General features: G+C 49.1%; 18 protein-coding genes. 15 read left to right on the top strand and 3 right to left on the bottom strand.

The annotated features are described in order from the left end of the window. Window positions 1–32: 32 nt before the first annotated feature. Window positions 33–1,034: an ABC transporter permease gene (locus tag ACFQ03_RS00635; RefSeq protein WP_225312633.1), complete on the top strand. Its 1,002-nt coding sequence runs from the start codon at window positions 33–35 to the stop codon at window positions 1,032–1,034. Between the two features lie 134 nt (window positions 1,035–1,168). Here ACFQ03_RS00635 and ACFQ03_RS00630 read toward each other — a convergent pair whose 3' ends face one another. Then, window positions 1,169–4,228 (bottom strand): transglycosylase domain-containing protein, encoded by a 3,060-nt coding sequence (locus tag ACFQ03_RS00630; RefSeq protein ID WP_379285425.1) that lies wholly within the window; start codon window positions 4,226–4,228, stop codon window positions 1,169–1,171. 613 nt (window positions 4,229–4,841) lie between these two features. After that, a complete protein-coding gene (gene rpsD / locus ACFQ03_RS00625) occupies window positions 4,842–5,444 on the bottom strand; it encodes a 30S ribosomal protein S4 (RefSeq protein WP_144933586.1) in 603 nt (200 codons plus the stop codon). 519 nt (window positions 5,445–5,963) lie between these two features. On the opposite strand from rpsD, the gene ACFQ03_RS00620 reads away from it, so the two are divergent. The 5 genes from ACFQ03_RS00620 (at window position 5,964) to ACFQ03_RS00600 (ending at window position 9,544) form a co-directional block, all read left to right on the top strand. Then, window positions 5,964–6,656 carry a hypothetical protein gene (locus ACFQ03_RS00620; protein WP_379285422.1) on the top strand — a complete coding sequence of 231 codons (693 nt, stop codon included), beginning with the start codon at window positions 5,964–5,966 and terminating at the stop codon, window positions 6,654–6,656. A gap of 156 nt (window positions 6,657–6,812) precedes the next feature. Beyond that, window positions 6,813–7,502, top strand: a complete 690-nt coding sequence (locus ACFQ03_RS00615) for a TVP38/TMEM64 family protein (protein ID WP_379285420.1) — start codon at window positions 6,813–6,815, stop codon at window positions 7,500–7,502. 13 nt (window positions 7,503–7,515) lie between these two features. Further along, on the top strand, window positions 7,516–8,631 hold the full coding sequence (locus ACFQ03_RS00610) for an aminopeptidase (protein ID WP_144933583.1): 1,116 nt from the start codon (window positions 7,516–7,518) through the stop codon (window positions 8,629–8,631). Between the two features lie 111 nt (window positions 8,632–8,742). Beyond that, window positions 8,743–8,991 carry an HPr family phosphocarrier protein gene (locus tag ACFQ03_RS00605; RefSeq protein ID WP_144933582.1) on the top strand — a complete coding sequence of 83 codons (249 nt, stop codon included), beginning with the start codon at window positions 8,743–8,745 and terminating at the stop codon, window positions 8,989–8,991. 265 nt (window positions 8,992–9,256) lie between these two features. Then, a complete protein-coding gene (locus ACFQ03_RS00600; RefSeq protein WP_144933581.1) occupies window positions 9,257–9,544 on the top strand; it encodes a YlaN family protein in 288 nt (95 codons plus the stop codon). Between the two features lie 105 nt (window positions 9,545–9,649). Here the strand turns inward: ACFQ03_RS00600 and cax are convergent, their stop codons facing one another. Next, on the bottom strand, window positions 9,650–10,711 hold the full coding sequence (cax, locus tag ACFQ03_RS00595; RefSeq protein ID WP_370451750.1) for a calcium/proton exchanger: 1,062 nt from the start codon (window positions 10,709–10,711) through the stop codon (window positions 9,650–9,652). A 192-nt stretch (window positions 10,712–10,903) separates the two neighbouring features. Here cax and ACFQ03_RS00590 point away from each other — a divergent pair, with 192 nt between their 5' ends. From ACFQ03_RS00590 to ACFQ03_RS00550, 9 genes are all read left to right on the top strand, one after another. Next, a complete protein-coding gene (locus tag ACFQ03_RS00590) occupies window positions 10,904–11,689 on the top strand; it encodes an SDR family oxidoreductase (RefSeq protein ID WP_144933580.1) in 786 nt (261 codons plus the stop codon). A gap of 27 nt (window positions 11,690–11,716) precedes the next feature. Then, window positions 11,717–12,100 carry an Asp23/Gls24 family envelope stress response protein gene (locus ACFQ03_RS00585; protein ID WP_144933579.1) on the top strand — a complete coding sequence of 128 codons (384 nt, stop codon included), beginning with the start codon at window positions 11,717–11,719 and terminating at the stop codon, window positions 12,098–12,100. A 288-nt stretch (window positions 12,101–12,388) separates the two neighbouring features. After that, a complete protein-coding gene (locus ACFQ03_RS00580) occupies window positions 12,389–13,312 on the top strand; it encodes a response regulator transcription factor (RefSeq protein ID WP_379285415.1) in 924 nt (307 codons plus the stop codon). A gap of 8 nt (window positions 13,313–13,320) precedes the next feature. Beyond that, window positions 13,321–15,108 (top strand): sensor histidine kinase, encoded by a 1,788-nt coding sequence (locus tag ACFQ03_RS00575; RefSeq protein ID WP_150959730.1) that lies wholly within the window; start codon window positions 13,321–13,323, stop codon window positions 15,106–15,108. Window positions 15,109–15,228: 120 nt separating this feature from the next. Continuing rightward, window positions 15,229–16,233, top strand: coding sequence for a LacI family DNA-binding transcriptional regulator (locus ACFQ03_RS00570; RefSeq protein ID WP_150959729.1), 1,005 nt, complete (start codon window positions 15,229–15,231; stop codon window positions 16,231–16,233). Window positions 16,234–16,457: 224 nt separating this feature from the next. Next, window positions 16,458–17,414: an ABC transporter permease gene (locus tag ACFQ03_RS00565; RefSeq protein WP_150959728.1), complete on the top strand. Its 957-nt coding sequence runs from the start codon at window positions 16,458–16,460 to the stop codon at window positions 17,412–17,414. Further along, window positions 17,408–18,268 carry a carbohydrate ABC transporter permease gene (locus ACFQ03_RS00560; RefSeq protein WP_379285411.1) on the top strand — a complete coding sequence of 287 codons (861 nt, stop codon included), beginning with the start codon at window positions 17,408–17,410 and terminating at the stop codon, window positions 18,266–18,268. The genes ACFQ03_RS00565 and ACFQ03_RS00560 overlap by 7 nt, the downstream gene beginning before the upstream one ends. Window positions 18,269–18,349: 81 nt before the next feature. Continuing rightward, entirely contained in the window at window positions 18,350–19,864 is a 1,515-nt protein-coding gene (locus ACFQ03_RS00555) for an extracellular solute-binding protein (protein WP_379285409.1), read from the top strand. 120 nt (window positions 19,865–19,984) lie between these two features. Continuing rightward, on the top strand, window positions 19,985–20,821 hold the full coding sequence (locus ACFQ03_RS00550) for a phytanoyl-CoA dioxygenase family protein (protein WP_150959725.1): 837 nt from the start codon (window positions 19,985–19,987) through the stop codon (window positions 20,819–20,821). The last annotated feature ends 88 nt before the right edge of the window (window positions 20,822–20,909 follow it).

Raw genomic sequence — 20,909 nt, 5'->3', positions numbered from 1 at the left:
GAAGGCCGCAACTCCGTACGGAGGCATCATCCGTGGAAAGTGGGAGGGGCCTCCCTGAAGGAGAACAAGCTTCCAAGGGGCATTCTTCAGCCGCGCATCCGTTCTGGGTCATAGTGCATAAGGAAATTGGCGATCACATTCGCAGCTGGCGGGTGGTCATCCTGCTTTCCCTAATGATCCTTACCTGCATAGGCTCCTTATATGCCGCACTGGATGAAGTCCGCTCTATCGCCCGCTCGGAGGCAGACGCGTCCTTCTTGTTCCTGAAGCTGTTTACCGAGCATAACGGAACCCTGCCCAATTTCATTACATTCGTCAGCTTCCTCGGACCGCTTCTGGGCATCGGGCTGGGCTTCGATGCGGTGAACTCGGAGCGGAGCAAGGGCACGTTAGGACGAATGATTTCGCAGCCGATATACCGGGATGATTTGCTGCTTGCCAAATTTACAGCCGGCTTTGCCTTGATTGCCATTCTCTTTATGTCTCTGGGATTAACCATGGTCGGCACAGGCCTGCTTGCTCTTGGCATTCCGCCGACGCCGGAAGAGTTCTGGCGCATCGTTATCTTTATGTTGATCGGGATTGTTTACGTCGGTTTCTGGCTGAATCTGTCGATTTTATTCTCTACCCGATTGCGTCAGGCGGCAACATCGGCCATCAGCAGCATCGCGGTATGGATTTTCTTCAGTGTATTCTTTAATATGATTGTCCAGCTTGTGGGGCGGGCCTTGGCTCCGGCCGGAAGCGCGAGAATAGACGATATTCTAAGCTATGCACGATCTATGCAGCTTCTTATGCGTCTTTCTCCAAGTCAATTATTCGATGAAGCTACAATGACCATGCTGGTTCCTTCGATCCGTTCGCTCGGTTTGTTAACTCCTGAACAGCAAATAGGGGCCATTCCGAGCCCGCTGCCGCTGGGGCAGAGCCTGCTTCTGGTATGGCCGCAGGTGACCGGCCTGATCGCGGCCACGATGGTTTGCTTTGGCATTGCCTATGCTTTATTCATGCGGCAGGAGATTCGCTCGAAGTAATAAAGCTTGCCAATAATTGCGGCAATAAATAAATCACGGCGTTCCCCTGGTGGGAAAACGCCGTGATTTTACTTTGGGCCGGTCTTGCGCGTCTTGCGCAGGCTGGCCGGACTGTGCCGACAGGCTATGATGGATTAAGACTCGAAGTGAACCGCTGCGGAAGGAGACGATTCTTTGCTGCCGTTCGAAGCGGTGACCCGATAATAACCTTCGAGTTCGGAAGCGTAATAGTTAAACTCCGTATCGCCCTTCGTCGAACCTATCTTTTGGAAAGGCCCATCTTCCTTCTCGCTGTAATAGACATTATATTGGCTGGCTTTATTGCCTTTCCAGGTAATTTGCAGCGCCTTTCCGTTCATCTTGGCCTTAACCCCGGAAGGGGGGCCCAGCTCTTCCCCTCCGTTGGAATTTCCTTTGACCTCGCTGTTATTCTGGCCTGAATCGCCGCCGGGCAGAATCAGATCGGGATTGATGCTGTCGTTGAACACGATTCTGCTTGGAGCGGACTCTTTTCCTTCGACATCCACTGCCGTGACGTAATATCCGCTGCCGAAGGAATAGGGCAGTCCGCTAAATACATTTTCCTCGCCGGCGATAACGACCTTGCCATTCATCCGTTCGAACGATTTAACCCCATCCGTCCGGTATATTCTGTAGCCTACGACATCGCTGCTGGCACTAGGAGCGAAGGATAGTGTGTTTGTATCGCCGCTTCGCGTAAAGACCAGATTCGTCGGAGGCTCAGGTGCCTTGCCGTCGCCTGCACGCGGATCGGTTTCGGTCGGAGCGTCCATACCGGCATCTTTAGGAATGTAGGCACTAAGCGACTTGCGCTTGTTCGCCGGCAGGGAAGAGCTGACTTCCTTGATCCGGTTCAAGATCGAAGCGATCGATTCGGGCCGCTTGATAACCACTTGTTCCTTCAGCATGTCATCCGGCGTAGCCGGGTTGGGCAGATAGTTCACCCCGTTATACGTAATATATTTCATTTTGACCAGAACATCGTCCACTTCCGTAGGAACATACTTGCGATTGAACAGATCGGTAACCAGATGTCCGGTGCTTCTCGTCAAATCGCTTGGCAGCTTGCCGGACAGATTGGAGACCGTCATCTCCACTATGTCATCGGGGCGCTCGAATTTGTCGGTTTTGAACAGCTCGGGCTTCTTCTCGTAAGCAGCATCCATGACAAGAGACCATACTTTCATGGCATGCATCGTGCTTCCGTTCTTGCTGCTGAGCTTATATTTGGGCTCGCTGTATCCGGCCCAGACTCCGACGGTTATATCGGGAGAATATCCGACAAACCAGGCATCTCCATCCTCATTCGTCGAACCGGTTTTACCGGAAATCGGGAATTTCCCGTAGTTTTTAAGATACGTTTTGATGTTCTTCCCGGTTCCGGAAGTGATGACGGTACGCAGCATGTCGGTCATTAAATAAGCGGTCTGCTCCGAGAACACCTGCGTCGGTTCATGCTTGTGCTCGTAGATGATTTTGCCGTCGGCACTTTCAATCTTGCGAATCATGTAGGCGTCATTGAAGGCGCCTTTGTTGGGAATGGCCGTATAGGCGTTCGTCATTTCCTCTACGGATACTCCTTTGTACATACCGCCGATGACTCCGGTCTGAGAGTAGTTATCTTCCTCCGTAATGGAGGTGATGCCGAGCTGTCTGGCGAAATTCCACGCTTCCTCAATTCCCACTTCATTCAGGAACAGCTTGATAGCCGGGATGTTATAAGATTGATTCAATGCTTCTCTGGCCGTAATCAAGCCTTGGAAGCGGTGGTTCCAGTTCTCCGGAATATGCCACCCGCTGTTTCCGTTCTTCAGAACGACGGGAGAGTCATCTATGACACCGCCTGGCTGAATGGCTCCCTTCTCCAATGCAGGCAGGTAAGCGGCGATCGGCTTCATCGTCGATCCCGGCTGCCGGTAAGCTTGCGTAGCATGGTTGAAGGAGCCTGACCGGCCTTCGATCATACCGAGAATCGCTCCGTCCTCATTATTGATCATAATGGCGCCGATTTGCTCCACTCCGGCCTCCGGATGATCGGGCAGGAAGTGAGACGGTTCATTGGCAATCGCCTGCATGGCATCATATAACGTCTTGTCGATCGTCGTATAAACTTTATATCCCCCGCGGAACAGCTCCTGCTGGGTTTCTTTATACGCTTCCTGATACGCTTCTTTATTTTCCTCCTTCTTCTCCAGCACTTCAGGATACTTTACAGAGAGGAGAGCTTCCGTCGCTTTTTTCTCGACCTCGATCATCAGGTTAGGATAAGTGGTATAAGCTTTCTCCTGAGGCTCAGACAAGCTGTCCCGCAGGTTGAAGCTCAGAGCCTCCTGATATTCCTCCTCGGTAATTTTCTCCGTTTCCAACATCCGCTTCAGCACCCAATGCTGACGCTCGACCGCCCGGTTGAAGCCGGGTTCGTCAAATTCTCCGTTCCCCTTGAAGGCGGAGTAGCTGCTGGGGAGCTGAGGGAGGCCTGCCAAATAGGCGGACTGAGCCAAATTCAGTTCATTCAGATTATCGATGCCGAAAATTCCTTTAGCCGCCGCTTTGATGCCGTGAACGTTATACCCGTTGGCCCCTGTTCCGAACGGTACTTTGTTCAAATAGGCGGTGATGATCTGTTCCTTCGTCATTATTCGTTCGATTCGGACGGACAGCAAAATTTCCTTGACCTTACGGCTCAATTCGCGGTCCATGCTGAGGAACACCCGTCTGGCCAACTGCTGGGTAATAGTGCTTCCTCCGGTTTGGATAGGCTCGTTAAACACTTTCTGTTTGACGGCGCGGAAGACACCCTTGACATCGAAGCCCATATGTTCGTAAAAATTGGAATCCTCTACAGCGACTAATGCTTCCATGACCAGCTTGGGGATTTCGTCATAGGTGGCCATTCTGCGATCTTCATCCGACCGGAGCTGTCCCAGCTCCATATCATCGTTAAAATAGACAAAGCCAGTCATCGCATTTTCTTCCATCTTGGCCAATATTTCTTCCTTGCTTCGGACAGGATCGTCCTTCACAAGGGCGGATGTGTAGCCAAAAATGGCGCCCGCAGCCAGAAAGCCGCAAACCAGAATGGTGATGAAGGTCCATTTGAAGGTTAGCCAAGTATAGCGGCCTATATTTCTGACTACCTTATGACTGAAGAATGATTGCAATCGCTTAAGCATAAAAGCACAACAACCCCGTTCCCATATGTAAAATAAACAAAACTATTATATCATAATTGTTCGTATCGTGGCAGAAAAGCACGAAAAGTGCAGTGAGACCGATACAAATTGTCGATTAGAGGCTAAATCCCAAAGGCAGGGGAGGGAGGGAAGAATGTAATCGGCAGCGGTATTCCGCAGGGGGACATTCGAGTCCGGTCGACATCCAGCAGTCGTTGAATTGTGGAAAGGATGATGGTGTCGGCGGTAAGGTCTAATACTTTGTATAGTATCCATGAAAATGTTACGGACACGAGGAGGCTGTGGAAAGTCTAACAGCGAAAATGTAACGGACCTGGGAGACTCTATTTCGTCTAAATAGGCGATTTTTTTAGACGGACACAGATGCTCTTATTGCTTGGAATTCTCATACTTTCGCAAGCATTTCTTAGAATAAGGTCATCCGAGTCCATTAAAATTTACAGAAAGGCCCTTCTGGAGCAAATAAGGTCTCCAGGGTCCGTTAAAACCAAAACCGTGCAGGTTTAGCATATATTTGAGTCCAAGTTTACGCAGCGGGCGCGATTTCAAATAAAAATCCCGGACATGTGTCCGGGATTGTGGATTCAAGTGATTAACGGCTGTAGAACTCGACGATTTGCTTCTCGTCAACGTCCTGGGACAGCTCGGAACGCTCAGGCAAACGGATGTATTTACCTTCCAGAGCCTGCTCGTTGAATTCGAGGTAAGCAGGAACATGGTTGCGGTTCTCGAGAGCTCCCTTGATGGAGGAGAGGCCGCGGCTTCTTTCACGAAGGCCGATGACTTGACCTACGCTCACCATGTAGGAAGGAATGTCGACTTTCTTGCCGTCAACTGTGATGTGGCCGTGGGATACCAATTGACGTGCGCCTGCACGGGAATTGGCGAATCCAAGACGATAAACCAGGTTATCCAGACGGCTTTCCAGCAGGATCATGAAGTTCTCACCGGAAATCCCCTTCATCTTGGTAGCTTTATCGAACAGATTGCGGAATTGCTTCTCGCTCAGTCCGTACATGTGACGAAGCTTCTGCTTCTCTTGAAGCTGCATTCCGTAACCGCTGATCTTTCTTCTCATTCCCGGACCATGCTGTCCCGGAGGAAAAGGACGCTTGCTTAATTCCTTGCCTGTGCCGCTAAGGGAGATGCCAAGACGGCGGCTCAATTTAAACTTAGGACCTGTGTAACGTGCCATGTATTAGATTGCTCCTTTAATGTTAATTAAATTATTCATCAAAAATCAAAGTCTAGTTGTTGGATCGTCCGGTCTACAGATTGACGTTATGCCTGGCTTTGTTTGTCGCGGGGCTTAAGCCGGCCGCTCTGACACGAAAAGTTCAGCCGCTGTCCTGTCAGCAACAAAACCAGTGAGGGTGTTCATAACTTGAATCTGTCGGTACGAAGAGAGGACAACATCCACTCAACTTCTAATTCTATAGGAATTGGCAATTCTATGTCAAGTGCTATTATTAAGTGTTTCAGATTAAGAGTCCAATCGACTAGAAACCAGGATATGACGGCTCCGATCTCATAAACTCAGAGAATGCCACGCACGGCATAAACTGACTCGCAGGGGAGAACCCTAAAGTCATCAATACAACTAAAGGAGGGAGCCGGGAAGCATGGCCTGAAGGCTGGGTAAGCCAGTCTATACGTAGATACAAAGAATTCGTTCGGGTCATGAATCTCCTTGCGCATTTCATTGATGAAACGAATGGGGCATATTCTAATTTTATGGTGTCTGGCGGCGATGCTGGCGTCCTGCAGCAACTGGGCGACCCCGGAGCCGGAGGCTCTGCTTGATAATGTGCTGGCGAATATGGAGGGGCTCGCAGGGCTTGCCTATGAGGGAAGGTCCGAGGTCCAAATAGCGGGGATGTCGGTAGCCGTAAGCACCTTCTCTCAATCCGCCGACGGCAGCGGTCGTCTTGCAGTGAACGCGCAGGGGGGAGGACGCGCGTTAGACCCTGTGGACCTTATTGACGGGCTGGGCAAAGCACGCAAGAACGTGCGCTTGGAAATGGCGACAGGAAGGAGGCCGGCTCTTGTGGTAGAGACGGATGCCGAGCAATGGACCCGATTGATTCGTCAGCAATGGGAGAAGCGTCTCGCTGAGATTATAGAACAGCAGGCCGGCCGGTCCGCTCAATACCGTCAGGTGATAGGGGTAGAGAAAGCGGCACAATTGGATAAGGAAATTGCCGGACGCATCCAGGAAGAGAAGGCCAGACTGGAGCAATTATCATCATCGCTGTCCGCCCAGGGCAACTGCCGGATCTGGATTGATCTTCCGAGCCAACGGGCCAAGGAGCTGGAGGTTAAGACCCGTCTAAACTATTCGGCACAAGGGGCCGGACAGGAGGAGACCGTGCGGTCGCATTATATTTTCAGCACGCCTCTTGACTGATGCTTAAGTTCGGCTGGAGAGCGCGGCCGATTAAATTTGTCTTGATCCTGTTTAGGAAAACGGGTAGAAGAAGCCGAATGGATTCGGGCGGAATGGATTTTCCTCCGTAATCTAACATGATACAATGATAAGGAAGCTGCGAGAGGAGTTCCCCCATTGAAAAAAACAACGAAGCCTGCCGGTTGGATCAAATATACCCTTATCGCCGTTATTATACTGGCGCTCGTCCTGTTGTTAAGCTATCCGTATTGGAGGGGCAAGCTGCCGGAAATTACCGTAGAGCAGTTGTCGCAGTATATCCTTTCCTTCGGGGCATGGGCGTTTATATTCGGGATGCTCGCTGTGCTGCTGCAAACGATCATTCCCGTTGTCCCGTTCGTGCTGATCGCGGGCGCCAATGTCCTTATTTTCGGATTATGGTGGGGATTTGTCATCAATTATGTCATGTCCATTGTCGGAGCGGCGCTTACCTTCTGGTTCGCCCGGTCCGTAGGACAGCAGAAGGTTCTGGACAGACTGGAGAAGTATCCGGCGGCAGCGGCCTTCAACAAGCGGCTGGAAAGCAACGGATACTTTTACATCTTCATCGGGCGTCTTCTTCCTGTCGTTCCCTCCACTTTGATTAACATCGGAGCGGGAGCGATGGGAGTCAAGGCCAGCCATTTCCTGGCGGCGACAATTGTCGGCAAATTGCCGATGATCCTGCTGGAAAGCTATATAGGCCACGATGTCATGCATTTCCGGCAGAATAAGGGAAGACTGCTTATATTGGTAGGGATTTTTGTAATCCTGCTGATTATTGGCGGCTGGCTTAAAAAGAGGATAGCTCATAAATCGGCAACTTAAGGAGGAATGATGAATGAGAGACCCACGATTACAGACGCTGGCCCGCAATTTGGTGAACTATTCCATGCAGGTGCAGCCCGGGGACAAGGTACTGATCGATATGCAGGGCTCTGAAAGAGAGATTGTAAACTGCCTGATCGAAGAGGTTTACAAAAGTGGAGGGTTTCCGTTCGTGGAGCTGAATGACAGACGGGTGCTCAGGTCTCTACTAATGTCCGCCACACAGGAACAGATGGAGCTGTGGGGACAGATGGATCTGAAACGTATGTCGGAGATGCAGTGCTATGTCGCCATCCGCTCCGGAGAGAATGTGAACGAGCTGGCCGATGTTCCCGATGACAAGATGAGGCTATATGACCGGTACTACCGGAAGCCGGTTCATCTGGAGCAGCGGGTGAAGCATACGCGCTGGGTCGTCTTGCGTTATCCCAACGAATCCATGGCTCAGTTGGCGAATACGAGCACCGAGGCCTTCGAAAATTTCTATTTCAACGTCTGCAATCTGGATTATTCGAAAATGGACCGGGCGATGGACCCGCTGCAGAAGCTCATGGACCGGACCGACAAGGTCAGGATCGTTGCTCCCGGTACGGATCTGACTTTCTCGATCAAGGGCATTCCTTCCGTCAAGTGCTCCGGGCACCGCAACATTCCTGACGGAGAACTGTATACAGCACCGGTCCATGATTCGGTCAACGGTGTTATCAGCTATAACACTCCGTCGGTTTATCAAGGAACGACCTTCGAGAATATCCGTTTTGTCTTCGAGAATGGCCGGATTGTAGAGGCGACAAGCAGCGATACCCGCAAAATTAACGATATATTGGATACGGATGAGGGAGCCAGATACATTGGCGAGTTCAGCCTGGGCTTCAATCCCTACATACTTCATCCGATGAAGGATACCCTGTTTGACGAGAAAATCGCGGGAAGCCTTCATTTTACCCCCGGCCAGGCTTATAAGGAAGCGGATAACGGAAATCGTTCCTCCATCCATTGGGATATTGTGCTTATCCAGCGGCCGGAATACGGCGGAGGGGAAATTTATTTCGATGATGTGCTTATTCGCAAGGACGGAAGGTTTGTCATCAAGGAGCTCGAAGGGCTTAATCCGGAAAATCTGAAATGACCGCCTGATGAAAACGTTTTTAAATGAGTAAAAAAGAACCTTGCACCCTACTTGTTTCCAATGTATCATTACAATGAAAGCAATGATGATACTATATTTGGAGGGATAGCAATGGCTAATTCGAGCAATGCCGCTGTCGTCGATATTTCCCAGACGGCTAACAAGTTTCGCTCTTCCATCGTTCTGCAATATGAGAACAAATACATCGACGTTAAAAGTATATTAGGTCTGTTTACTACCCTGACCTCTTCGGGAAAATATACGCTTCATGTACATGGTCCCGATGCGGACGAAGCCTTGAAGAGTATGCAGGAAGTATTCGCAAAGCATAACCTTGCGGTTCAAATAGCCGAAGAATAAGGTTCGTCCGTGCCAAAAGTATTCCCTGAACCGGGGAATACTTTTTTTCATAGGCAGGCAGCTGTAGAGCGGAAGGAATATTTTGTTCGGGGATGCATGACTTAAGAAGGCGCTGAATCTCTTGTAACTTGTTATGTTTTCGTCTAATATAGTGCTTAGGAGCTTTATCGATTCTTCGCATCTATCTGCAGAAGAATAACAGGGCCGCTATATATGAGAACAACGGAATTAGCAAGTTGTTATTCTACTACAAGGGGGAAGTTTAATGTCTTCATCCGAAATGATGTTGAGTTTAAACCAGCGGGCCTTCCAGCTTCTCCAGGAAGACGCCTTGAAGATACAGAAATTAATTGAAGTGCAAATGGAAAATTTAACGACCCGTAAATGCCCTTTGTACGAAGAAGTACTGGATACCCAAATGTATGGGCTTTCCCGGGAGGTCGACTTCGCCATCCGTGCCGGTCTGGTCAGCGAAGCGATGGGTAAACAGCTGTTGAGCGAACTGGAACGGAATCTGGCTCAGCTGTATGAAGCTTTGAACGCTAAGGAGTAACTCGTTTGCTGCGGTTACTCTTTTATTTTGGATTGATCCGGCAAGGGGATCAAGGACAGTTTTGCGCCAATACTTAAGCTGCTTCGAACGGTTCAAGCCTGTATTTTATAGCAGGAAGAAGGCAATCCCCAGAATCAGGTAGACGGCAATCAGCAGAACACCCTCGTACCAACTGGTGCTTCCGTCTCTGGAAATCGCTACGGCAATGATGACGGCCACTGCAATGGCAAGCAGCTCATGAAGGGTAAAGACGATATTCATCGGCTCCCCCATAAAAAAGCTGATGAAGACAAGCACCGGGGCTACGAATAAAGCAATTTGCAGGCTGCTTCCAATAGCAATTTCCACCGAAGCCCCGATTTTATTCTTCAGCGCCAGCATAACGGCAGCGGAATGCTCTGCGGCATTGCCGATGATCGCAATGACGAACGCACCAATAAATAGCTCCGATAGACCAAAACGATGTGAAATCTCCTCCAGCGTCCCGACCAGCCATTCACTGACGAAGGCAACCATGACGGTCGCTGCGATCAAGAATATAATAGACAATCCTCTGGACCATTCCGCTTTTCCGTTCGCCCCTTTTACTTCTGTCACTTGATCCTTATGGGTCACCATCGAGAAATAAAGCCACAGCAAATAACAAACTATGAGTATAGCTGCAACCGTCAGACTGAGCTGCTCCGTCTTGCGATCGTTTAGCGAGTAGGCGAACATGGCGGGAATGAACAGAGCGACAACCGAAAGCTGCATGAGCGAGGCATTATAAGTGGCCAGGACGGGATTGAAGCTCTGGGTCTTGTATTTGATACCTCCCAGCAGTAGGCTTAAACCCAGGACAAGCAGCATATTTCCGATAATAGAGCCGGTTATGCTTGCCTTGACCATATCGAATAATTGCGGATTGCCATTAGCCGCTTCTTTGATTAGAATGATGGAGATAATTAATTCTGCGGCATTGCCAAAAGTAGCGTTAAGAAAGCCTCCGATACGCTCACCGGCATAATGCGCCACATTCTCGGTAGCTTTGCCGAGAAATCCGGCAACGAACAATATAGCAACGCAGGAGGCTATAAATTGTACTGTGTTGTTCATCCCTGCATAATGTGTAATTCCGCTGATAACAAAGGTGGCAATCAGGCAAATAAACATCAAGCGGTTGTTCAAATCAGATCACCTCTTCTGTCTTAGCATTCCAAATTATTGAATTCTGATGCAATAGGTGACAGCAAGCTGTTATTTTTTATTGCTTCCTATGATTAATTCCAATAGAATGGGGCGGAAGCTAATATAGCTATAAATCTTAAAGGAGCAGGTTCCCCGGGACCGTATCAATAGTTACATAAGGAGAGATGGGAAATGGATTTGCAATTGAAGGGCAAGACAGCGGTTATAACGGCTTCCAGCAAGGGACTTGGGCTAGCCGTAGCCTCCAAGCTGGCCGAGGAAGGAGCCAAGGTGATCCTAGGAAGCAGGGATGAGAAGAAGATTGCCGGCGTGGCGGAGGAGCTTGCTTCCCGCTACGGAATCGAAGCGCACGGGTTCGCGGTCAACGTTGCCGACCCGGAATCGGTGGCCGGGTTTATAGAGAAATCCGCCGCTTGCTGCGGCACGATAGACGCGCTTGTCTGTAATGCGGGAGGTCCTCCCGGAGGAAGCTTCTTATCCATGACGGATGAGGATTGGGAGAAGGCTTTTCAGACGAATTTGATGAGTGTAGTTAGATTAGTTAGAGGCTTCTACCCGCATATGAAAGAGCGTGGGGGCAGAATCGTTACGATTGCCTCAAGCTCGGTCAAGGTTCCGATCCCCGGCTTGGTGCTTTCCAATACGTTTCGCGCCGGAGTGGCCGGTTTGATGAAGACTTTGTCCATCGAACTGGCGGCAGACGGGATCCTGCTGAATACGGTTTGTCCCGGAAGGATAGCGACGGATCGGTTAACGGAGCTTGATGGTGCGAGAGCGGCACGCGAGCAAAGGTCCATCGAAGAAATTCAGGAGGAAATGGTTCGGGATATTCCGCTGGGCCGATACGGGCGTCCTGAAGAATTGGCCGATTTGGCCGCCTTCCTGTTATCCCCGCGAAACAGTTATATGACGGGTTCCTCGTTCTTCGTTGACGGGGGAATGGTGAAATCATTATAATGAATAAAAAGGCAAGGAGTGAGCGGTATGACTGAACTGGACCGTACAGGTAACATTCGTATTTCTAATGATGTCGTAGCTACAATTGCGGGGTTGGCTGCTCTGGATACTCCCGGAATCGCGGGTATGTCCGGCGGTATTTCGGAAGGATGGGCCAAGAGACTGAGCGGTAAAAACCTGCAAAGAGGAGTTTCCGTAGAAGTAGGGGAATTGGAAGCGGCCATCGACTTAAGGGTTATCGTTCATTACGGCTCCCAAATTCAGGTAGTCTGCCGCGAGCTGCAGCAGAATGTGCGTGACTCGGTTGAGAACATGACCGGGCTGCATGTAGTGGAAGTGAATGTTAAGGTAGAAGGGGTCGCTTTCAGAGAGAAGGAAGAAGAGAGCGAGGAACCGAACCGGGTGAAGTAAGCCGGTAATGTTACATAGCATATAAGTCAGGGGCGGCGCAAGCCGTCCCTTTTTGATGTGCGGCGCATCCGGGAAGCATGGCCCTATGTCCATCTTTTCTGTTTGAGAAACATGTTCACAGATAGAAATAAATCTTGACGGAGACAAATTTACTGGAGTAAAATTTGAATACGCATAAAGGATTTATACATTATAACCCGATTTTATCTAAAAAAGGTAGAAAATAGGATTTCAATCTGGTCCGCAGGAAGTAAGGAGGGTATGCCATGAAGAGGGAGGAAGACATTTATGGCCGATAATCATTCTCTTAATGTAATGGTAGTTGACGATGAGCTGCCTCTGCGTCAAGAACTTCGCTTATTTCCATGGATAGAGCATGGCTTTGAGCTTATGGGCGAGGCGGAAAATGGGCAGGAGGCGCTCAGCTTATGCCGCAGATTGAAACCGGACATCGTTATAACGGATATCACTATGCCCGTTATGGATGGACTGGCTTTTTTTCGGATTCTTAAAGAAGAGCTTCCGGTAACCCAAGTCATTCTGCTGACCTGTCATTCGGATTTTGAATATGCCCGTGAGGCGCTTCGGCTTGGGGCGGTAGAATATTTATTGAAAGTGACGATGGACCCCTCGGAACTGTTGAACGCTTTAATGTATGCGAAAGAAGCGTACCTTCGCGAGAAATCGTTTGTACAGACGAAACTTCAATCAGGAATGAAAGCGGATTCTTCCCGACTGGAAGACGATGCTGAATCCACAGAAGGATGGATGCTTGCCCGCCGAAACCGTGGGCAAATGCTGGATTTCATTCGTAAGGAACTGCCTGAATGGGCTGCAGGTTACGATATTTCCGGATCTAAAGCTTCAATTCGTAAAGAAGTTGAAGAAGCTATAAATTACATTAAAGAGAATTTGCATCGTCCGCTTACCTTGAGCGTAGTGGCTGAGCATGTCCGTTTGAGTCCCCATTATTTCAGCCGGTTATTCAAAGAGGAGACAGGCATATCGTTTCAGAGCTATATCACCAGCAAAAGAATGGAACGCGCCGCGTATCTGCTTAGAACATCTTCTCTGCGGGTGTATGAGGTGGCCTACGATGTCGGGATTCCAAGCTATCGCTACTTCGCGGCCATGTTCCGGGACTATGCCGGTATTTCTCCAACGGAATATAAGAAAAGCGGTTTGTCTCTTTCTCCTGTGCGGAAGGAGTGAGCCTGCCGATGAACCGTATCCGCAATTGGAATATGGCGACAAAGCAGTTCCTGCTTTTGTTTGCCGTCACCTTGTCCATCTTCCTGTTCCTTGCCGTTACCAATTATCAGCAAACGGCGAAGCTGTTTAAAGCGCAAATTATCGACGATGCCCAAAAATTAATGAATCGGACCAATCAGTTTCTCGATTCCTATCTTGACAATGGGCAAAATATCCTGCTGCTTTTGTCTTCAAGGACCGACCTTTTGCAATCGGCCGGGGAGAAGGAAATTACTGACTTTTTAAGATCTGTCGCGGAGACTAACAGCACAATATTGAAAACGCTTTATATTATCCGCGATGACGGCAAGGTTTACAGCAGCTCCCAAGTGTTCTATGAGGTGCTGGGGAATCCGGAGCTGCCTGAAATTTACGAACAGGCCAGGCTGAATTACACGGCCATGATAAGCGAGCCTTATTGGTCGCCTCAATCGGGACGGACGGTTGCCATCGCCCGGCCTATGCTGAATTCATATAATGAACGGATCGGGGTGGCCGTGGTTGAACTGGACCTGGAGAAGCTTCGCCGTAAACTGATCGATATTTCTTCCGGTAATCAAACCTTTGCAATCATTTCAGGCAAACAACAGATAGTGCTGTATGATACCGCTAACGGATTGCTGCCGATGATAAGGACGGTTTATCCGGCGACGTTACCCGATGCTTTCCTTGCTGATGTGGCCGCTCTTCCTTATGGCTCAGGCGAATATAAAGGACCCGAGGGTCCGCTCGTGACTCTGAAGTCCGGACAGAACCGGCTTGGCTGGTCACTTGTTCTTTTTATGAAAGAAAGCTATTTCTACCAGAGTCTTAAGGTGCTATATGACAGTTATAAGACAGCAGGTATGATCATGTTTGTCATCCTTTTGGTAATGGCTTATGTCATGTCCAAGTTCTTTACCCGCCCGATCCGATTGTTGGCCTTGAGAATGGACAGGGTCCGAGACATGGCGGTCGTCCCTAACGTTGAGACAAGACGGAATGACGAAATCGGAAGGCTGGCCCGCAGCTTTCATGCGATGATGGAACGGATTCAAAGCTTACTTAAAGAGACCAAGGAGATGGAAGCGCGGAAGAAGGAATTGGAGCTGAAAGTGCTGCAGAGTCAGATCGCCCCTCATTTTCTATACAATACTCTTGCATGCATCGGCAGTCTGGCCCGGCAGCAGCGAAGCCGGGAAGTGACGGCAACGATTCGCGCACTGGTGGGAGTGTTGAAATTTACTTTTGATAAGACTTCTGAATTTGTAAGGTTGAAAGAGGAAGTAGAAGGCTTGCATCAATATATGCAAATTCAAAGAACCAGATACGGGGACAAGATTTTGTTCCAATGTCAGATCACGGAAGAAGCGCTTTCCATGCCCATTCTCAAGCTGACCCTTCAGCCGATAGTCGAAAATTCTATATTTCACGGGATTCTGCCTAAAGGGCAGGAAGGGGGGCGAATAATGATCCGGGGAGAGGTCCGCAGGGGAAGATTACGTCTTGTCATCCGTGACAATGGCATCGGTATGGAGCCTGAACTGTACAAGGATTTATATACCAACCGCCGCCTTCCATTACCGCGGGAACGGTTTACCGGCATTGGAATGTCCAATGTTTATGAAAGAATCCGGTTGTATTACGGATCTCCTTACGGTCTGCGCGTACGCAGTTTCAGAAACGCGGGAACCATTACCGTCATTTCGCTGCCGGCCATCCCCTCTGGAGAGGAATGGGGGGAAAAGCAATGGATCCGGGAAACGGGGACGGGCTGACGTAAAACTGCGGGAAGGTCGCTAGAAGCCATTCTTGGCTGTCTCCAGTCAAAGCTTGACATAGCTGCAGGATTAAGGCTATCGTGATCTTGAACTTACTTGTTATCAAGGAGAATGCCAATGATTACCCGAAACGATGTGGCCAAGCACGCCGGTGTATCGGTAGCGGTAGTGTCTTATGTGATCAATAACAAAAACAACGTGAAGGAGTCTACCCGGCAGCGGGTTTTGAAATCTATTGAAGAACTGGGCTATAATCCCAATCTGGCGGCCCGCAGCCTGAAGACCAAGAGAACAAATCAGCTCGGTGTGCTCTTCAATAATTTGGGAAATCCATTTGAGACCGGAATTTCTCTCGGTTTGGAAGCCAAGGCGAGAGAGTATGGGCAATCCTTAATTTTTCAAACTTTTCTGCAGGAGGAAGAAGAGAGGCTCAAGACGATCTTCATGGGAAGAACGGACGGCCTGATTTTGCTCGGACAGAGCCTCAAACCGGAAACTGCGGAATATTTCAATCGATTGGACATCCCTCTCTATTCCATCACTACGCCTGTGCATGCCGCCCCTTCGATTCAAATCCTGGATATTGATTGGCATAAGGCTATGCTGGATATTTTGCGCTATTTGCAGCAGAATGGACACCGCCGGATAGGCTTTATAGGCAACAGGATGAAGGACCATCACCATCATTTTCGCTATCAGCAATTTAAGCGCGCTATTCGCGAGACGGGGATGCAATTTGAAGAAGAATGGCTGCTGCTTGCCGACGGCAGGCTTGAAGCCGCCTATGCGGAAATGTCCAATCGGCTATGTGAGCAACCGCAGCTTCCTTTCAGCGCGATGGTATGTGCCAACGATCTTATGGCGATTGGCGTGTTATCGGCCTGTAAGGACAAGGGCTTATCTGTTCCCGGAGAGCTTTCCATAGTCGGTTGCGAGAACATATTGATGGCTTCCCATACAACCCCTGCAGTGACCACCATACATTTTCCGCGTCGGCATAGCGGCTTCATGGCGATAGATAGCATTCTGAGTACGGCGAACAAAGAAAAACCATCGTTAGGTCAAGAAACACTTGGCCATGAGCTTATAGTCAGGCAATCCTCCGGCCCCTATACCGCCTGAAGCGCCCGCTCTTGATGAGGGGGCGCTTTGCTCTGCTTCCGGCGGGATGCCACACTGCACCAATGTTCCTTAAGCCTTCCAAGATAAAGCCCCCCGTATAAAATGTACGGATACATCCTATTTTGACAAGATTACTGCATAGAGCCATGCGATCAGGCGTTGCTATAATAACCTTAGACTTTATCCGGTCTGTGGAAATCTTGGAGAATAACGGGGGGGACTCTATGAATCAACCGATTGCGGCCAATCCATCGCCTCGTTTTAAAGTCAAAAAAGCTATACTGCTGAGACGGATCTGGCAATTGAAAGCGCTCTATTTTATGCTGCTGCCCGGGGTTATTTATTATTTGATATTCAAGTATTTACCTATGTACGGCGTAATTATCGCGTTTAAGGATTTCAGCATAGTGGACGGTATTGTGAAGAGCCCGTGGGCCGATCCGTGGAACAAGCATTTTCTTACTTTTTTTGAATCCCCTTACTTTTATCAGCTGCTGAGAAACACGATCCTTATCAGTGTATACAAGCTTATTTTCGGTATTTTCCCGCCCATTATCATGGCGCTTCTATTAAACGAATGCCGGGTGAGATGGTTTAGATCGCTGGTCCAGACCTTGACGTACATGCCTCATTTCTTGTCCTGGGTTATTATTTACGGCATTTTGATTGCCCTGCTCTCTCAATCCTCCGGATTGATTAACCACTGGATAAAGCTGCTGGGCGGGGAAGCGATTCCGTTCATGACTTCAACCGCTTATTTCAGATCCATACTTGTAGGATCGGAAATTTGGCAGAACTTGGGTTGGGGTGCGATTATTTATCTGGCGGCCATGTCGGGAATCGATCCGACGTTATATGAAGCGGCCCGCGTAGACGGTGCCAGCCGTTTGCGAATGATATGGCATATCACCTTGCCCGGAATTCGGTCGGTTATCGTCATGCTGTTTATCCTGAACCTCGGTCATATTCTGGATGCCGGTTTCGGGCAAATCTATATTTTATACAACCTGCAGGTATATCCGGTTGCAGACATTATTGATACTTGGGTATTCCGAACCGGATTGCTGCAATTGAATTTCAGTCTGGCTTCGGCGGTAGGGCTGTTTAAATCAGCGATTGGACTCGTGCTCGTACTCCTTTCCAATAAGATTGCGCGGAGATGGGGGGAAGGAATATGGTAACGGGAGCTGGAGATCGGCTGTTTAATATGGTGGTCATTGTCATCCTGTCGCTGTGCGGTATCGTGGCGGTCTTTCCTCTTCTGTATGTTGTGTCCGTCTCCCTTACTCCGTTGGGCGAGGTGCTGCGAAGCGGCTCCTTTCCGATTATTCCAAGGCAGATTACCTTCAGCGCCTACAAAACTTTGCTTCAAGAAGCCGGTATGGTCAAGGCTTTAGGAGTAACGGTCCTCGTAACCGTGGCCGGGACATTTCTGAATATGCTGTTTACCGTCCTAATGGCGTACCCGTTGAGCCGTAAATGGCTTCCCGGCCGAAGCCTGTTCCTGATGATGATCCTGTTTACGATGCTGTTCTCCGGGGGGATCGTCCCGACTTATCTGATTGTCAAGGCGATGGGACTGCTTAACTCCTTATGGGCGCTCATTCTTCCTACGCTGATAGGCAGCTTCAACGTACTGATAGTCAAAAGCTTCTTTGAGCAGCTGCCCGAGGAGATATTTGAATCTGCGAGAATGGACGGGGCCGGAGAATTTCGGATTCTTGTTCAGATGGCGCTGCCGCTCTCTCTGTCCGTTATGGCAACCATATCGTTGTTCTATGCGGTAGGACATTGGAACGATTTCTTTCAGGCGATTATGTATATAACGGATCGAAATCTGTTTCCTCTGCAAGTTGTAGTACGCGAAATATTGATGCAGACCCAACAGCCAATGGAAAACGTAGAGAACATGACGCCTACACAAACCTTGCAAATGGCGGCGGTCGTATTAGCCTCATTGCCTATTATTGTCGTTTACCCATTCTTACAAAAATACTTTACGAAAGGGATGCTTCTGGGATCTATCAAAGGTTGAAGGCAGGAGGAGTAATCCCGCGGATGGCGGGCCATATTCCGAATGATTCAATAAAAAAATGATTGGAAGAAGGGGTGTACTATGAAAGCGAATAAAGCGATAGCTCTGCCGGCAGCCGTTCTGCTGCTGTCGGCTGTATTAGCCGGGTGTATCTCAAGCAAAGACGCAGGTGGAACGGGAGGGTCTTCTGCCCAACCGCCCGGTCAGGCGATTAAGCTGGAGATTATGCAAAGCGCCAGCGGGCTGCCTTCTCCGGACAAGGATTTCGTCAAGCAGGAGCTGGACAAAGCGCTTAATGCCGATATCGTACTGACTTCCTATGGAAGCGCGGACGATTATCAAAATCAATTGAATGTTCGTATGGCATCCGGTAATTTTCCCGATCTGTTCGGGGTGAATAAAGCCCAGTTACAGCAATATCAGAAGCAGAACCTGCTGCTGGATTTAACACCTTATTTGGAAAAAAATTTGCAGACGGTCATAGATTTTATTGGCGAAGATACGGTGAAAAAAGGAATGGTGGACGGTAAGGTCTACGCCCTGCCGAAGGCGCCGGGAATTCCCAGCATGACGATATGGATCCGCAAGGACTGGCTGGACAATTTGAAGCTGGAAATTCCTAAAACTATCGATGAGTTTTTTGAGGTAGCGAGAGCATTTACGGAGGACGACCCCGACCAGAACGGCAAGCATGACACAATCGGCTACACGGGAGGATCTTTAAGCACTTTTGCTCCTTTATACGGTTCATTCGGCACGGTTAACCCGGGGGAATTTTTCGTCAAGGACGGGGAAGTTATTAATTCGCTATACGATCCGGCCATGAAGGACGCGCTGGCATTCTTCAATAAAATGATAAGCGCCGGGGTGGTCGATCCCGAGATTATGGCCAATTCCGGGCTGCTGCATCAGGAGAAAGCGATCAAAGGCCAGGCAGGCATGTTATTTATTGACTGGGCTAATATAAGCAAGGATGAAATTGTTGAACAGATCAAGACCGTCAATCCGAATGCGGAGTGGATCCAACTGGCAACCCCCGAAGGGCCGGGAGGGGCGTACGCCAACTCTTGGGACATCGGAAACGCCGGAGCTATGTATTCGCTTCCTAAATCATTGGAAAATAATCCCGACAAGCTTAACAAAATTTTCGAGCTTCTGAATTACGTCTCCAGCGAGGAGGGATCCCGGCTTGTTCAATTCGGCGTGGAAGGCAGGCACTATAATTTGGAAGGGGGTAAAGTAGTTCCTACCGAGCTCATGGGGGAGGAAGCCGGCTATACATGGCTGTATCAATTTACGGGCCGCCCCGAAAGAGAGTACCTGCAGGTTAAGTTCAAACGCCAAGCGGATTATATTGAGTTCGCCAGCACTCATCCCCGGATCGAGGTGTTGAACGGATTTGTCAGTTACCCGGAGGGATATAATCCTGCGGATGCCAACCGATACCTGGAAGAGGAATTCACCAAATTTATATATGGCCAGCGGCCGATTTCCGAATACGATGATTTTCTGAAAACGATGGAAACGACGATGAATTACAAGCTTTATGTGGACTCCGCAATAGAGCAGCTAAAGAAATTAGGTTATGGAAAATAAAGGTTGACAACGAGATCTACACGAGTAAAATTTAAACTAAGAAAAGGGAGAAGAGTTGTGAATCTCCTTTTTCTTTAAAATAAAATTTACACGAGTAAATTGAATTGGAGGATGAGCTTGATGAATTCAATGAACCTGGATATCCCTTCATTAGTAAAACAATTTCATGAAGAGGGGTACCTGCTGCTGCGAAATGTGCTGTCCCAAGAAAAAGTACAGGAATTAAATACGGCCGTTGACCGGATCATTTCGGAAGAGCCTGAATCGCTTGCCTATAATATTTATAACAGCGTAGAGCGTGACCCGGCCATTCTTTCACTGATTGATCATCCCGACCTGCTGCCGCTCATGGTTAACCTGCTTGGCTTCAACATCCAGCTTCACATTTCCCATTTAACGGTTCGCAAGCCTAATCCGAACGATGTCAAGACGGCGACCAACAGCTTCATCAATTGGCATCAGGACGGCCCGCATCCTCAATTTCCCAGGATCGCCGGACTAACTTCAATCTATTACATCAAAATCTGCTATATTCTAAGCGATATGTCGGAGCCGGATCGCGGTAATACAAAAATCATTCCGGGAAGCCACCGCAAAGCGAATTTCCATCCGGTCCAGACCGATGTGGATATACCGCTGGAGAACGAGATGGCGATATGCGGTAAGCCGGGAGACGCGTTTATCTTCGCCCAAAATTTGTGGCATGCCGGCTCCCATAACCGCTCCGGCTTCGAGAGACGTCAGCTGTTTATCGGGTACAGCCCGCTATGGATAAGGCCGATTGACTATCACAAGGCTTCTCCGAAAATTGTTGAAGGAGCTGATCCGATCAGACGGCAACTGCTTGGGGAGATCAGTGACAATTGCTTTAAGTATTACGTACCGGAGGAGCCGATGGTCCCGCTCAAGAAATATTGGCTTGGATTAACGAAAGAAGCGGAATCCGTTTATCAATAGGTTCATGATCTTAGACAATCTGCAAGATATGAAGGCAGGATTGGAATTATTTATTTGACATAAACGCCTCTTCTTACCAGAGCCCTAT

The sequence above is a fragment of the Paenibacillus residui genome (genome assembly GCF_042677205.1).
Lineage (GTDB): Bacteria > Bacillota > Bacilli > Paenibacillales > NBRC-103111 > Paenibacillus_L > Paenibacillus_L residui.
Note: the sequence above shows the minus strand (reverse complement) of the source record. Positions and strands in the feature narration are given on the sequence as shown.